Source organism: Pseudomonas sp. 102515 (assembly GCF_031085165.1).
Classification (GTDB): domain Bacteria; phylum Pseudomonadota; class Gammaproteobacteria; order Pseudomonadales; family Pseudomonadaceae; genus Chryseomonas.
The window spans coordinates 442,412-455,994 of sequence record NZ_JAVHTY010000003.1; the positions used below are offsets into that span (position 1 = coordinate 442,412).

General features: G+C 63.7%; 15 protein-coding genes. 14 read left to right on the plus strand and 1 reads right to left on the minus strand.

The window, feature by feature from the left end; all coding sequences use genetic code 11:
- From RCF34_RS13400 to glmS, 14 genes are all read left to right on the plus strand, one after another.
- Entirely contained in the window at nt 1-795 is a 795-nt protein-coding gene (locus tag RCF34_RS13400; protein WP_183632188.1) for a ParA family protein, read from the plus strand.
- Nucleotides 796-804: 9 nt separating this feature from the next.
- Complete coding sequence (locus RCF34_RS13405) at nt 805-1,677, plus strand: ParB/RepB/Spo0J family partition protein (RefSeq protein ID WP_183632189.1); 873 nt, start codon at nt 805-807, stop codon at nt 1,675-1,677.
- A gap of 146 nt (nt 1,678-1,823) precedes the next feature.
- The gene (locus RCF34_RS13410) at nt 1,824-2,228 is read left to right on the plus strand and encodes a F0F1 ATP synthase subunit I (RefSeq protein WP_308708608.1); all 405 of its coding nucleotides are present in this window, start codon (nt 1,824-1,826) and stop codon (nt 2,226-2,228) included.
- Between the two features lie 16 nt (nt 2,229-2,244).
- Nucleotides 2,245-3,108, plus strand: coding sequence for a F0F1 ATP synthase subunit A (atpB, locus tag RCF34_RS13415; RefSeq protein ID WP_308708609.1), 864 nt, complete (start codon nt 2,245-2,247; stop codon nt 3,106-3,108).
- Nucleotides 3,109-3,247: 139 nt separating this feature from the next.
- Entirely contained in the window at nt 3,248-3,505 is a 258-nt protein-coding gene (atpE, locus tag RCF34_RS13420) for a F0F1 ATP synthase subunit C (RefSeq protein WP_003097235.1), read from the plus strand.
- 55 nt (nt 3,506-3,560) lie between these two features.
- Nucleotides 3,561-4,031: a F0F1 ATP synthase subunit B gene (locus tag RCF34_RS13425; RefSeq protein ID WP_007160122.1), complete on the plus strand. Its 471-nt coding sequence runs from the start codon at nt 3,561-3,563 to the stop codon at nt 4,029-4,031.
- 12 nt (nt 4,032-4,043) lie between these two features.
- Nucleotides 4,044-4,580, plus strand: a complete 537-nt coding sequence (locus RCF34_RS13430; RefSeq protein ID WP_007160121.1) for a F0F1 ATP synthase subunit delta — start codon at nt 4,044-4,046, stop codon at nt 4,578-4,580.
- A gap of 18 nt (nt 4,581-4,598) precedes the next feature.
- Nucleotides 4,599-6,143, plus strand: a complete 1,545-nt coding sequence (atpA, locus tag RCF34_RS13435; protein ID WP_308708610.1) for a F0F1 ATP synthase subunit alpha — start codon at nt 4,599-4,601, stop codon at nt 6,141-6,143.
- Between the two features lie 48 nt (nt 6,144-6,191).
- Complete coding sequence (gene atpG, locus RCF34_RS13440; protein ID WP_273805523.1) at nt 6,192-7,055, plus strand: F0F1 ATP synthase subunit gamma; 864 nt, start codon at nt 6,192-6,194, stop codon at nt 7,053-7,055.
- Between the two features lie 30 nt (nt 7,056-7,085).
- Nucleotides 7,086-8,462, plus strand: a complete 1,377-nt coding sequence (gene atpD, locus RCF34_RS13445) for a F0F1 ATP synthase subunit beta (protein WP_059228664.1) — start codon at nt 7,086-7,088, stop codon at nt 8,460-8,462.
- 38 nt (nt 8,463-8,500) lie between these two features.
- On the plus strand, nt 8,501-8,926 hold the full coding sequence (locus RCF34_RS13450; protein WP_007160117.1) for a F0F1 ATP synthase subunit epsilon: 426 nt from the start codon (nt 8,501-8,503) through the stop codon (nt 8,924-8,926).
- Nucleotides 8,927-9,080: 154 nt separating this feature from the next.
- Nucleotides 9,081-10,448 (plus strand): bifunctional UDP-N-acetylglucosamine diphosphorylase/glucosamine-1-phosphate N-acetyltransferase GlmU, encoded by a 1,368-nt coding sequence (glmU, locus tag RCF34_RS13455; RefSeq protein WP_308708611.1) that lies wholly within the window; start codon nt 9,081-9,083, stop codon nt 10,446-10,448.
- A gap of 54 nt (nt 10,449-10,502) precedes the next feature.
- Nucleotides 10,503-11,273, plus strand: coding sequence for a DeoR family transcriptional regulator (locus RCF34_RS13460; protein WP_308708612.1), 771 nt, complete (start codon nt 10,503-10,505; stop codon nt 11,271-11,273).
- 66 nt (nt 11,274-11,339) lie between these two features.
- Nucleotides 11,340-13,175 (plus strand): glutamine--fructose-6-phosphate transaminase (isomerizing), encoded by a 1,836-nt coding sequence (gene glmS / locus RCF34_RS13465; RefSeq protein ID WP_308708613.1) that lies wholly within the window; start codon nt 11,340-11,342, stop codon nt 13,173-13,175.
- Between the two features lie 18 nt (nt 13,176-13,193).
- Here glmS and RCF34_RS13470 read toward each other — a convergent pair whose 3' ends face one another.
- Complete coding sequence (locus RCF34_RS13470) at nt 13,194-13,544, minus strand: NADH:ubiquinone oxidoreductase (RefSeq protein ID WP_308708614.1); 351 nt, start codon at nt 13,542-13,544, stop codon at nt 13,194-13,196.
- Nucleotides 13,545-13,583 lie beyond the last annotated feature (39 nt).

Genomic DNA, 13,583 nt, shown 5'->3' on the forward strand with positions numbered 1-13,583 from the left:
ATGGCAAAGGTTTACGCGATAGCCAACCAGAAGGGCGGGGTGGGCAAGACCACGACGTGCATCAATCTCGCCGCTTCTCTGGCCGCCACCAACCGGCGCAAGGTGCTGCTGATCGACCTCGATCCCCAGGGTAACGCCACCATGGGCAGTGGGGTGGACAAGCATGCCCTGGAGCATTCGGTGCTGGACGTCCTCACCGGCGCCTGCGGCCTGCTCGACGCCATGCACTTCTCCGAGCACGGCGGCTACCAGCTGCTGCCCTCGAACCGCGACGTCACCGCCGCGGAAGTCGAGCTGCTGGAACTGCCCGGGCGCGAGAGTCGCCTGCGCGATGCCCTGGCGCCGGTGCGGGACAACTACGACTACGTGCTCATCGACTGTCCGCCGTCGCTGTCCATGCTGACCATCAACGGCCTGGTGGCCGCCGATGGCGTGATCATTCCCATGCAGTGCGAGTACTTCGCCCTGGAAGGCCTGACCGATCTGGTCGGCAGCATCCAGCACATCGCCCAGCGACTGAATCCGCAGCTGAAGATCGAGGGCTTGCTACGCACCATGTTCGATCCGCGCATCGGCCTGGCCAACGACGTCGCCGCCCAGCTCAAGCAGCACTTCGGCGACGAGCTCTACGAAACCATCATTCCGCGCAACGTCCGCTTGGCCGAAGCGCCCAGCTACGGCATGCCCGCCCTGGTCTACGACAAGAGTTCCAAGGGGGCCGCGGCCTACCTGGAACTGGCCAGCGAGCTGGTCAAACGTCAGCGCAAGGCGGCTCGCGTCGCCAAGACTGCCTAAGGAATCCCCATGGCTGTGAAGAAACGAGGTCTGGGCCGCGGTCTCGACGCCCTGCTCGGCGGTGCCAGCGTCAAGGTCCTGCAGGAGCAGGCTGCCGCCACGCCGGTCAGCGAACTGCAATCGCTGCCGCTGGACATCATCCAGCGCGGCAAGTACCAGCCACGCCGGCACATGGACCCGACCGCTCTGGAAGAGCTGGCCAACTCCATCCGCGTCCAGGGGCTGATGCAGCCCATCGTGGTGCGTGCCATCGGTGAAGGCCGTTACGAGATCATCGCTGGCGAACGCCGCTGGCGTGCCAGCCAGCAGGCCGGTCTGGAGCGAATCCCGGCGCTGGTGCGCGACGTGCCCGATCAGGTCGCCATCGCCCTGGCGCTGATCGAGAACATCCAGCGGCAGAATCTCAATCCGCTGGAAGAGGCCATGGCCCTGCAGCGGCTGCAGGACGAATTCGAGTTGACCCAGGCCCAGGTGGCCGAAGCCGTCGGCAAGTCACGCTCGGGCGTGACCAACCTGCTGCGCCTGCTGGCGCTGGCCGAAGACGCCAAGGATCTGCTGGCCAAGGGCGAGCTGGAAATGGGCCATGCCCGGGCCCTGCTCGGTCTGCCCAAGGCGCGCCAGGGCGAAGGGGCGCGGCACGTTGTCGCACGGGGCCTCACCGTCCGCCAGACCGAAGCCCTGGTGCGCCAGTGGCTCAGCGGCGCGGAGCCGGAGGAGAAGGCCGCGGTGGTCGATCCCGACATCAGTCGGCTGGAGCAGCGTCTGGCCGAACGTTTGGGCGCTAACGTGCAGATCCGCCATGGCGAGAAAGGCAAAGGCCAGCTGGTGATCCGTTACACCTCTTTGGACGAACTTCAAGGCGTACTGGCGCACATTCGCTGACACAAATGCCTGCGAGCCTGGACGGCAATCTGTCCGGGGTGGCTTGAACCACTCCGGACGCGCCCCTATACTTTGCCCGCTTTTTGTCGGCACAAAGCATGCCAGTGAAAACAACTATTAAGCCGACACCAGAGGACTTCGAGCCGATGGACCGCCGCACGCCCAAACGCCTGCCTTTCCATCACCAGCCTGCCTTTCGCCTGCTGCTCGTCCAACTGGCTGTCGCGTCGTGTGCCGCCGTTGTCTTGTCTTGCTTCGTCGGTAAGGTCGCCGGTTATTCCGGATTGTTGGGCGGGCTGATTGCCTGGCTGCCCAATCTGTATTTTTCGTTCAAGGCGTTCCGCTATCGCGGCGCCCATGCCGCCCAAGACATCGTCCGTTCTTTCTACTCGGGCGAGGCGGGCAAACTGATTCTCACGGCAGTGCTCTTTGCACTGACGTTTGCTGGGGTAAAACCGCTTTCGGCTCCTGCACTGTTCGGCGTCTACCTGTTGACGCTGATGGTCAATGCCGGCGCGCCCCTGCTACTGAAAAAACCGACTAGACCTTAAGGCATTCGAGGCACACATGGCAGCAGACTCCGCTTCGGGCTACATCCAGCACCACCTGCAGAACCTGACCTATGGTATGCACCCGGTGAACGGCTGGAGCTTCGCCCACACCCCCGCTGAAGCTAAGGAAATGGGCTTCTGGGCCTTCCACGTGGATACCCTCGGCTGGTCGGTCGCCCTCGGCCTGATCTTCCTGGTGCTGTTCCGCAGCGTCGCCAAGAAGGCCACCAGCGGTCAGCCCGGCGCCCTGCAGAACTTCGTCGAGGTGCTGGTCGAATTCGTCGACGGCAGCGTCCGTGACACCTTCCATGGCAAGAGTCCGCTGATCGCGCCCCTGGCCCTGACCATCTTCGTCTGGATCTTCCTGATGAACCTGATGGACCTGGTGCCGGTGGACTGGCTGCCGTCCGTGGCCGGCATGCTGTTCGGCGAGCACACCTACTTCCGCGTGGTGCCCACCACCGATCCGAACGCCACCCTGGGCATGGCCCTGTCGGTGTTCGCCCTGCTGATCTTCTACAGCATCAAGATGAAGGGGCTGGGCGGCTTCTTCGGCGAGCTGACCCTGCACCCCTTCAGCAGCAAGAACATGCTGCTGCAGATCATCCTGGTCCCGGTCAACTTCCTGCTCGAATTCGTCACCCTGATCGCCAAGCCGATCTCGCTGGCGCTGCGACTGTTCGGCAACATGTATGCTGGCGAGCTGATCTTCATCCTCATCGCCATCATGTTCGCCAACGGCCTGGCGCTGGGTGGCCTGGGTATCGTGCTGCAGTGGGCGTGGGCGGTGTTCCACATCCTCATCATCACCCTGCAGGCCTTCATCTTCATGATGCTGACCATCGTCTACCTGTCGATGGCGCACGAAGAAAGTCACTAAGGAATGGCCTGCGGACGCTGCTGACGGCGTCCGGAGGCGGTTCTGCCGTGAGTCCCGGAGGACAGTGTCCGCCGGGTAACTTGGGAAAACTTTTTCGCTTCAACCTTAACCAAGACGACTAAAAAAGTCGGGAGGAAAGATGGAAACTGTAGTTGGTTTGACCGCGATCGCCGTTGCTCTGCTGATTGGCCTGGGCGCTCTAGGTACCGCCATTGGCTTCGGTCTGCTGGGTGGCAAGTTCCTCGAAGGCGCCGCTCGTCAGCCGGAAATGGTTCCGATGCTGCAAGTCAAGATGTTCATCGTCGCCGGTCTGCTCGACGCCGTGACCATGATCGGTGTTGGTATCGCCCTGTTCTTCACCTTCGCTAACCCCTTCGTTGGTCAGATCGCCGGCTGATCACCCTCTCGGGTGTAGGCAGGACTGATGGACAACGAACGAGCGAGGTGTTGGCGTGAACATTAATGCAACCCTGATAGGCCAGTCCGTTGCCTTCTTCATCTTCGTGCTCTTCTGCATGAAGTACGTGTGGCCGCCGATCATCTCGGCGCTGCGTGAGCGTGAGAAGAAGATTGCCGATGGCCTTGACGCTGCCAACCGCGCGGCTCGTGATCTGGAAGTGGCACAGCAGCAAGCCAACCAGAAAGTGAACGAAGCCAAGGGTCAGGCAGCCGAGATCATCGAGCAAGCCAACAAGCGTGCCGCTCAGATCGTCGAGGACGCACAGGCCAAGGCCCGTGCCGAAGGCGACCGGATCAAGGCGCAGGCTCAGGCGGAAATCGAGCAGGAAATCAACACCGCGAAGGACGCTCTGCGTGCTCGCGTCGGTGTGCTGGCCGTGGCCGGCGCCGAGAAGATCCTCGGATCTACCGTTGATGCCAATGCTCATGCCCAGTTGGTCGACCGACTGGCAGCGGAAATCTAAGCGAGGCCACCAATGGCAGAACTGAACACGCTGGCCCGGCCCTATGCCAAGGCGGCTTTCGAGTTCGCACAGTCCCAGCAGCAGCTGACCCAATGGTCGGCCGCGCTAGGGCTGCTCGCCGCGGTATCCCAAGATGGGACCGTGCGCCAGCTGCTTCAGCAGCCGCAGTTGACTGCGGACGCCAAGGCCGGATTGCTCATCGATGTATGTGGCGATCAGCTGGATGCACAGTCCCAGAACTTCGTTCGGACCGTGGCAGAAAACAACCGGATCGACCTGTTCCCGGCCATCGCCGAGATCTACGAGGCGTACAAGGCCGAGCAGGAAAAATCCATCGAGGCGGAAGTCACCAGTGCTTTCGCCCTGAGCGACGAACAGCAAGACAAACTCGCCAAGGCTCTCAGCGCAAGGCTAGGTCGACAAGTGCGACTAAATGCATCCGAGGATGCGAGCCTGATCGGTGGTGTGGTTATCCGCGCCGGCGACTTGGTAATCGATGGCTCCGTTCGCGGCAAGCTCGCGCAACTGGCCGAAGCGTTGAAACCTTGAGTTTGAAGGGGCAGTAGCATGCAGCAACTCAATCCTTCCGAAATTAGTGAAATCATCAAGGGTCGCATCGACAAGCTCGACGTGACCTCGCAAGCCCGCAACGAAGGCACCATCGTCAGCGTGTCTGACGGTATCGTGCGGATCTTCGGTCTGGCCGACGTCATGTACGGCGAAATGATCGAATTCCCCGGCGGCATCTACGGCATGGCGCTGAACCTGGAGCAGGACTCCGTCGGCGCCGTGGTCCTGGGTAGCTACCTGGGTCTGGCCGAAGGCATGAGCGCCAAGTGCACCGGCCGCATCCTGGAAGTCCCGGTTGGTCCGGAACTGCTGGGCCGCGTCGTCGACGCCCTGGGCAACCCCATCGATGGCAAGGGTCCGCTGAACGCCAGCGCCACCGACGCCGTCGAGAAGGTCGCACCGGGCGTGATCTGGCGTCAGTCGGTCGACCAGCCGGTGCAGACCGGCTACAAGGCCGTCGATGCCATGATCCCGGTAGGCCGCGGTCAGCGTGAGCTGATCATCGGTGACCGTCAGATCGGCAAGACCGCCATGGCGATCGATGCCATCATCAACCAGAAGAACAGCGGCATCCGCTGTGTCTACGTCGCCATTGGTCAGAAGCAGTCGACCATCGCCAACGTGGTGCGCAAGCTGGAAGAGAACGGCGCTCTGCACAACACCATCGTGGTGGCAGCCAGTGCGTCCGAATCGGCTGCCCTGCAGTTCCTGGCGCCCTACTCGGGTTGCACCATGGGCGAATACTTCCGCGACCGCGGTGAAGACGCCCTGATCGTCTATGACGATCTGTCAAAGCAGGCCGTGGCCTATCGCCAGATCTCCCTGCTGCTGCGTCGTCCGCCGGGCCGTGAAGCCTATCCCGGCGACGTGTTCTATCTCCACAGCCGTCTGCTCGAGCGTGCTTCCCGCGTCTCCGTCGACTACGTCGAGAAGTTCACCAACGGCGCCGTGACCGGCAAGACCGGCTCGCTGACCGCGCTGCCGATCATCGAGACCCAGGCCGGCGACGTGTCCGCCTTCGTTCCGACCAACGTGATCTCCATCACCGACGGCCAGATCTTCCTGGAAGCCGGCCTGTTCAACTCGGGTATCCGCCCGGCGGTCAACGCTGGTGTCTCGGTATCCCGTGTGGGTGGTGCGGCCCAGACCAAGATCATCAAGAAGCTGTCCGGCGGTATCCGTACCGCGCTGGCCCAGTACCGTGAACTGGCGGCCTTCGCCCAGTTCGCCTCGGACCTGGACGAAGCCACCCGCAAGCAGCTCGAGCATGGTCAGCGCGTCACCGAGCTGATGAAGCAGAAGCAGTACGCGCCCATGTCCATCGCCGAGATGTCCTTGAGCCTGTACGCCGCCGAGCGTGGTTTCCTGAGCGATGTGTCCCTGGACAAGATCGGTAGCTTCGAGCAGGCCCTGATCGCCTACTTCAACCGCGATCACGCCGACCTGATGGCCAAGATCAACGTGAAGGGCGACTTCAACGACGAGATCGACGCCGGCATCAAGGCGGGAATCGAGAAGTTCAAGGCCACGCAAACCTGGTAAGCCGCGACGGGGGCGCCAGCCCCCGTTTGCCAACCCGATAGGTGTCACATGGCAGGCGCAAAAGAGATTCGCGGCAAGATCGCGAGCATCAAAAGCACACAGAAGATCACCAGCGCCATGGAAAAGGTTGCGGTCAGCAAGATGCGTAAGGCTCAGGCCCGCATGGCTGCCAGCAAGCCTTATGCCGAGCGCATCCGCGCTGTGATCGGCCACCTGGCCAACGCCAACCCCGAGTACCGCCATGCCTTCATGGTGGAACGCGAGGTCAAGCGCGTCGGCTACATCGTGGTCAGCTCCGATCGGGGTCTGGCCGGTGGTCTGAACACCAACCTGTTCAAGGCTCTGGTTCGCGACATGAGCGACCAGCGCGGCAAGGGTGTGGAAATCGATCTGGCGGTGATCGGGGCCAAGGGTGCCTCCTTCTTCCGCAGTTTCGGCGGCAACGTGGTCGCGGCCATCAGCCACCTCGGCGAAGCCCCGGCGATCGGCGATCTGATCGGCAGCATCAAGGTGATGCTGGACGCCTACCTGAACGGCCGTATCGACCGTCTGTACGTGGTGTCCAACGTCTTCGTCAACACCATGACCCAGAAGCCGACCATCCAGCAGCTGGTGCCCCTGGTGCCAGGCGAGGGCGGTGAGCTGCAGGGCAAGCACTGGGACTACCTCTACGAGCCCGACGCCAAGACCCTGCTCGACGGTCTGCTGGTGCGCTACGTGGAATCCCAGGTGTACCAGGCCGTGGTCGAGAACGCTGCCAGCGAACAGGCTGCGCGGATGATCGCGATGAAGAACGCCACCGATAACGCCGGCGATCTCATCAAGGAGCTGCAGTTGGTCTACAACAAGGCTCGCCAGGCTGCGATCACCCAAGAAATTTCGGAAATCGTCGGCGGCGCCGCCGCGGTCTGACGGACAGCTTAAACATTCGAGGAACGCGAAATGAGTAGCGGACGTATCGTACAAATCATCGGCGCCGTGATCGACGTGGAATTCCCGCGCGACGCGGTACCGCGCGTCTATGACGCCCTCAAGGTGCAGGGTGCCGAAACCACCCTGGAAGTCCAGCAGCAGCTGGGCGACGGGGTGGTCCGTACCATCGCCATGGGTAGCACCGAAGGCCTCAAGCGTGGCCTGAACGTGGGCAACACCGGCGAGGCCATCAAGGTCCCGGTCGGCGTCAAGACCCTCGGCCGTATCATGGACGTGCTGGGCAACCCCATCGACGAAGCCGGCCCCATCGGCGAGGAAGAGCGCTGGGAAATCCACCGCAAGGCCCCGTCCTATGCAGAGCAGGCCGGTGGTAACGACCTGCTGGAAACCGGCATCAAGGTCATCGACCTGGTCTGCCCCTTCGCCAAGGGCGGCAAGGTCGGCCTGTTCGGCGGCGCCGGCGTGGGCAAGACCGTCAACATGATGGAACTCATCCGTAACATCGCCATCGAGCACAGCGGTTATTCCGTGTTCGCCGGCGTGGGCGAGCGTACCCGTGAAGGGAACGACTTCTATCACGAGATGAAGGACTCCAACGTTCTGGACAAGGTCGCCCTGGTCTATGGCCAGATGAACGAGCCGCCGGGCAACCGTCTGCGCGTGGCCCTCACCGGTCTGACCATGGCCGAGAAATTCCGTGACGAAGGCCGTGACGTCCTGCTGTTCGTCGACAACATCTACCGCTACACCCTGGCCGGCACCGAAGTGTCCGCGCTGCTGGGTCGTATGCCGTCCGCGGTGGGCTACCAGCCGACCCTGGCCGAGGAGATGGGTGTCCTGCAGGAGCGCATCACCTCCACCAAGCTGGGTTCGATCACCTCCGTCCAGGCCGTCTACGTCCCTGCGGATGACTTGACCGACCCGTCCCCGGCGACCACCTTCGCCCACCTGGACGCCACCGTGGTTCTGTCCCGTGACATCGCCTCCCTGGGTATCTACCCGGCGGTCGATCCCCTGGACTCCACCTCGCGCCAGCTGGACCCGAACGTGATCGGCCAGGAGCACTACGACACCGCTCGCGGCGTCCAGTACGTGCTGCAGCGCTACAAGGAGCTGAAGGACATCATCGCGATCCTGGGCATGGACGAACTGTCCGAGTCCGACAAGCAGCTGGTATCCCGTGCTCGTAAGATCCAGCGCTTCCTGTCACAGCCGTTCTTCGTGGCCGAGGTCTTCACCGGTTCGCCCGGCAAGTACGTGTCCCTCAAGGACACCATCGCCGGCTTCTCCGGGATCCTGCGTGGCGACTACGATCACCTGCCCGAGCAGGCGTTCTACATGGTCGGCGGCATCGACGAAGCCATCGAGAAAGCCAAGAAACTGTAACTGCCGCGCCCGGCGACGGGCGCTCTTAGAGGCACGCTATGGCCAAGACAGTCCAATGCGACATCGTCAGCGCGGAAGGGGAAATCTTCTCCGGCGCGGTGGAGATGATCATCGCCCACGGCCACCTGGGTGATCTGGGTATCGCCCCGGGCCATGCGCCGCTGCTTACCGATCTGAAACCGGGCCCCATCCGCCTGGTCAAGGCCGGAGGCGCCGAGGAGGTGTTCTACATCTCCGGCGGTTTTCTGGAAGTGCAGCCGAATGTCGTCGAAGTGCTGGCCGATACCGCCAGCCGCGCCGGTGACATCGACGAAGCTGCCGCTCTGGAAGCCAAGCAGCGCGCCGAGGCAGCCCTGAGCGACAAGGGCACGGAGTTCGACTACACCGCTGCCGCCACTCAGCTCGCCGAAGCCGCCGCCCAGCTGCGCACCATCCAGCAGCTCAAGCGGCAGGCCAAGCGCTAAGCGCAAGGTCAGGCTGTAACGACAAGGGTAGCTTCGGCTACCCTTTTCTTTTGTCGCCCGAAAAGTGGGCGAGAAATTTCGCGTGGTCGGATTCGGAAGGCGCCTGCCGCCTTTGGTCGCCGGCCCGTTTCTTCCTCCTGTCTCCGAGGTTCCGATGTCCCTGGAAATCGTCATCCTGGCTGCTGGCCAGGGCACCCGCATGAGATCCGCTCTACCCAAGGTGCTGCATCCCGTGGCCGGTCGCAGCATGCTGGGGCATGTCCTCGATCGCGCCCGTGAGCTGCAGCCGGCCGGCATCCACGTCGTCATCGGTCATGGCGCCGACCAGGTCCGCAGTCAGCTGGCCGCTGACGACGTGAGCTTCGTGGTCCAGGCCGAGCAACTCGGCACCGGCCATGCCGTGGCCCAGGCGGCGCCGGCGCTGACGGCGGAGCGGGTGCTGATCCTCTATGGCGATGTCCCCCTGATCCAGACCGAGACCCTGCAGCGCCTGCTGCAGCAAGTGGATGACGATCACCTGGCGCTGCTGACCGTGGAGCTGGACGATCCCACCGGCTATGGCCGCATCCTGCGCGATGACCAGGGACGGGTAACCGCCATCGTCGAGCACAAGGACGCCAGCGACGCCCAGCGCGCCATTCGCGAAGGCAATACCGGCATCCTCGCGGTACCCGGTCAGCGACTGGCGGATTGGCTGGGCCGCTTGTCCAACCGCAATGCCCAGGGCGAGTACTACCTGACCGACGTCATCGCCCTGGCGGTGGCGGACGGCCTGACCATTGCCACCAGCCAGCCGGCGGATGCCATGGAAGTGCAGGGCGCCAACGATCGCCGGCAACTGGCGCAGCTGGAACGGCACTTCCAGCAACGCGCCGCCGAGCGCCTGATGCTGCAGGGCGTGACCCTGCTGGATCCCCTGCGCTTCGATCAGCGCGGGCAGGTCGAGGCGGGTCGCGATGTCTCCATCGACGTCAATGTCATTCTCGAAGGTCGGGTGGTGCTGGAAGATGGCGTGAGCATCGGTCCGAATTGCGTGATCAAGGACAGCGTGCTCAAGCGCGGCGCCATCATCAAGGCCAACAGTCATCTGGACGGCGCCGTGGTAGGGGAGGGCGCCGACGTCGGTCCCTTCGCTCGTCTGCGACCCGGCAGCGAACTGGGCAGCAAGGCCCATGTGGGCAACTTCGTCGAACTGAAGAACGCTCATCTGCAGGCTGGGGCCAAGGTCGGGCACCTGAGCTACCTGGGTGATGCCAGCATTGGCCCGGACAGCAACATAGGGGCGGGCACCATCACCTGCAACTACGACGGGGCCAACAAGTTTCGAACCGAAATCGGCGCGGATGTCTTCGTGGGTTCCAACAGTTCGCTGGTGGCACCGGTTAGCCTCGGTGCGGGCGCGACCACGGCGGCAGGCTCGGTCATTACGGCAGATGTGCCCGCTGATGCCCTGGCCCTGGGTCGGGCCCGGCAGGTCAACAAGACCGGCTGGCAGCGGCCGAAGAAGACCTCCGAGACTTGACGGCTGCTCGCTATTAGGTTTTGATTCGATCCATTATCTTTCGAATCGAAATTTATGACCCGTCGCAACACCGCGCAGCGCCGTCACGCCATCCTCGCCCAGCTTCAGGAGCAGGGCGAGGTCAGCGTGGACGGGCTGGCCCGTCGGCTGGAGACCTCCGAGGTCACCATCCGCAAGGACCTGGCCGCCCTTGAGCGCAATGGCCTGCTGCTGCGTCGCTACGGCGGCGCGGTGGCCATGCCCCAGGAACTGCTGGCCGAGGCACCGCCCCAGGCGTCGCCCTTCAAGCAGGCCATCGCCCGGGCCGCTGCCCAGCGCCTGCGTGAACATGCACGGATCATCATCGATTGCGGCAGCACCACGGCGGCGCTGATTCCGCAACTCGATCGCCGCCCCGGGCTGGTGGTTATGACCAATTCCCTGCAGGTGGCCATGGCGCTGCGCGAACTGGAGCAGGAACCCATGCTGCTGATGACCGGCGGCACCTGGGATCCGCATTCGGAATCCTTCCAGGGCCAGGTCGCCGAACAGGTGCTCCGCTCCTACGACTTCGACCAGCTGTTCATCGGCGCCGACGGCCTCGATCCGGAGCGCGGCACCACCACCTTCAACGAGCATCTGTCGCTGTCGCGGGTGATGGCCGAAGTGGCGCGAGAAGTGGTGGTCATGGCCGAAGCGAGCAAGCTGGGCAGGCGAATTCCCAATCTGGAACTACCTTGGGAAAGGGTGGACGTGCTCATCACCGATGAGCGCCTGCCCGCCGAGGCGGCCCGGGCGATCGAAAACCGGGGGGTGCAGGTGGTCTGCGCCCTTGTGGAAAACTAGACAATCAGGTCATCCACAGCCGGCCCCGCCGGGTCGCTGTGGATAAACCGGCAACGGGAGGTAAGCATGTGTGGAATCGTCGGCGCCATTGCCGAGCGTAACATCACCGCCATTCTGGTCGAGGGTCTCAAGCGCCTGGAATACCGGGGCTACGACAGCGCCGGCCTCGCCCTGCTGGATGCCCAGGGCGAGTTGCAGCGTCTGCGCCGCATCGGCAAGGTCAGCGAACTGGAAACGGCGCTGTTGGCCGATCCTCTGGCCGGTCGCCTGGGCATCGCCCACACCCGTTGGGCTACCCATGGTGCGCCCACCGAAGCCAATGCCCACCCGCATTTCTCCCAGGGTGACGTGGCGGTGGTGCACAACGGCATCATCGAAAACCACGATGCCCTGCGCGCCCAGCTCAAGGCTCAGGGCTATGTCTTCACCTCCCAGACCGATACCGAGGTCATTGTCCACCTGCTGCACCTCAAACTGCAGGACAGCGGCGACCTGACCATGGCGCTCCAGTTGGCGGTCAAGGAGCTGCACGGCGCCTACGGCCTGGCGGCGGTCTGGCGCCAGCAGCCGGATCGCCTGGTGGCGACCCGTAGCGGCAGCCCCCTGGTGATCGGCCTGGGCCTGGGCGAGAACTACCTGGCTTCCGATCAGCTGGCGCTGCGCCAGGTGACCGATCGCTTCGTCTACCTGGAAGAGGGCGACGTGGCCGAGATCCGTCTGGATCAGGTCAAGCTCTGGGACGTGACCGGCACGCCGGTCCAGCGCGAGACGGTGCAGTACCACGAAGGCAGCGAGGCGGCCGACAAGGGCGCCTATCGTCATTTCATGCTCAAGGAGATCCACGAGCAGCCCAGCGTGGTCCAGCGCACCCTGGAAGGGCGCCTGGGTGATGGGCAGGTACTACCCGAGGCCTTTGGGCCGTCGGCGTCCGCGTTGTTCGCCAAGGTGCGCCAGGTACAGATCGTCGCCTGTGGTACCAGCTTCCATGCCGGCTCGGTGGCGCGCTACTGGATCGAGGAATACGTGGGCATTCCCTGCCAGGTGGAGGTGGCCAGCGAATTCCGCTATCGCCGCGTCGCCGTCAGCCCGGACACCCTGTTCGTCACCATCTCTCAGTCCGGCGAGACCGCCGATACCCTGGCGGCCCTGCGCATGGCCAAGCAATCCGGCTATCTGAGCAGCCTGGCGATCTGCAACGTGGCGACCAGCTCCCTGGTGCGCGAATCCCAGTTGAGCTTCCTGACCCAGGCCGGTCCGGAGATCGGCGTGGCCTCGACCAAGGCCTTCACCACCCAGCTGGTTTCGCTGCTCTTGCTGACCCTGAGCCTGGGCCGCTGCCAGCAACGCCTGGATGGCGGTGTCGAAGCCGAGCTGGTGGCCGAGCTGCGACGGCTGCCGGCGCGCCTGGATGAAGCCCTGGCCATGGACAAGACCGTGGAAAAGCTGGCGGAGTCCTTTGCCGAGAAGCACCACACCCTGTTCCTCGGGCGTGGCGAACAGTATCCCGTGGCCATGGAAGGGGCGCTCAAGCTCAAGGAAATCTCCTACATCCATGCCGAGGCCTATCCGGCGGGCGAGCTCAAGCATGGCCCCCTGGCCCTGGTCGATGCCGACATGCCGGTGGTGACGGTGGCGCCGAACAACGAGCTGCTGGAAAAGCTCAAGTCCAACCTGCAGGAGGTGCGCGCGCGGGGTGGTCAGCTGATCGTCTTCGCCGACGAGCGCGCTGCCTTCGAGGAAGGCGAAGGGACGCGGATCGTGCCCATGCCGCACATTCATGACGCCCTGTCGCCGATCCTCTACACGATCCCGTTGCAGTTACTGTCCTACCACGTGGCCGTGTTCAAGGGCACCGACGTGGATCAGCCGCGCAACCTGGCCAAGTCGGTGACCGTGGAATAAGCGGTTCCACGTGGAACCTCAGGGCACGCGCCAGCTGCCCTGATTCTGCTGGCTGCAGGCGACGGCCAGAAAACGGCCGTCGCCGGGTTCGCCGTAATAGTGGATGTCCTGCCGATAGGGCACGCCCGGACTGCGTGCACCCTGGCAGATACCGATCTCGCCCACCGGACAGCGATCGACGAAGCGGACTTCGGTCTGCTGGTTCTTGAGCTGCGGCTGGCAGAAGCCGTCACGAAATAGTTGAGCGGGGATGTCGATGTTGCTCTGGCAGATCTGCACGTCCACACTGCCCTGACGACTGCGGACCACGCAGGCATCGGCGAGTGCCAGTGACGGCAACAGCAGCAGAGGGATCAGCGATCGCCACATTCCAGCCCATCTCCTCGATCAAATCGCCACTCTAGCATT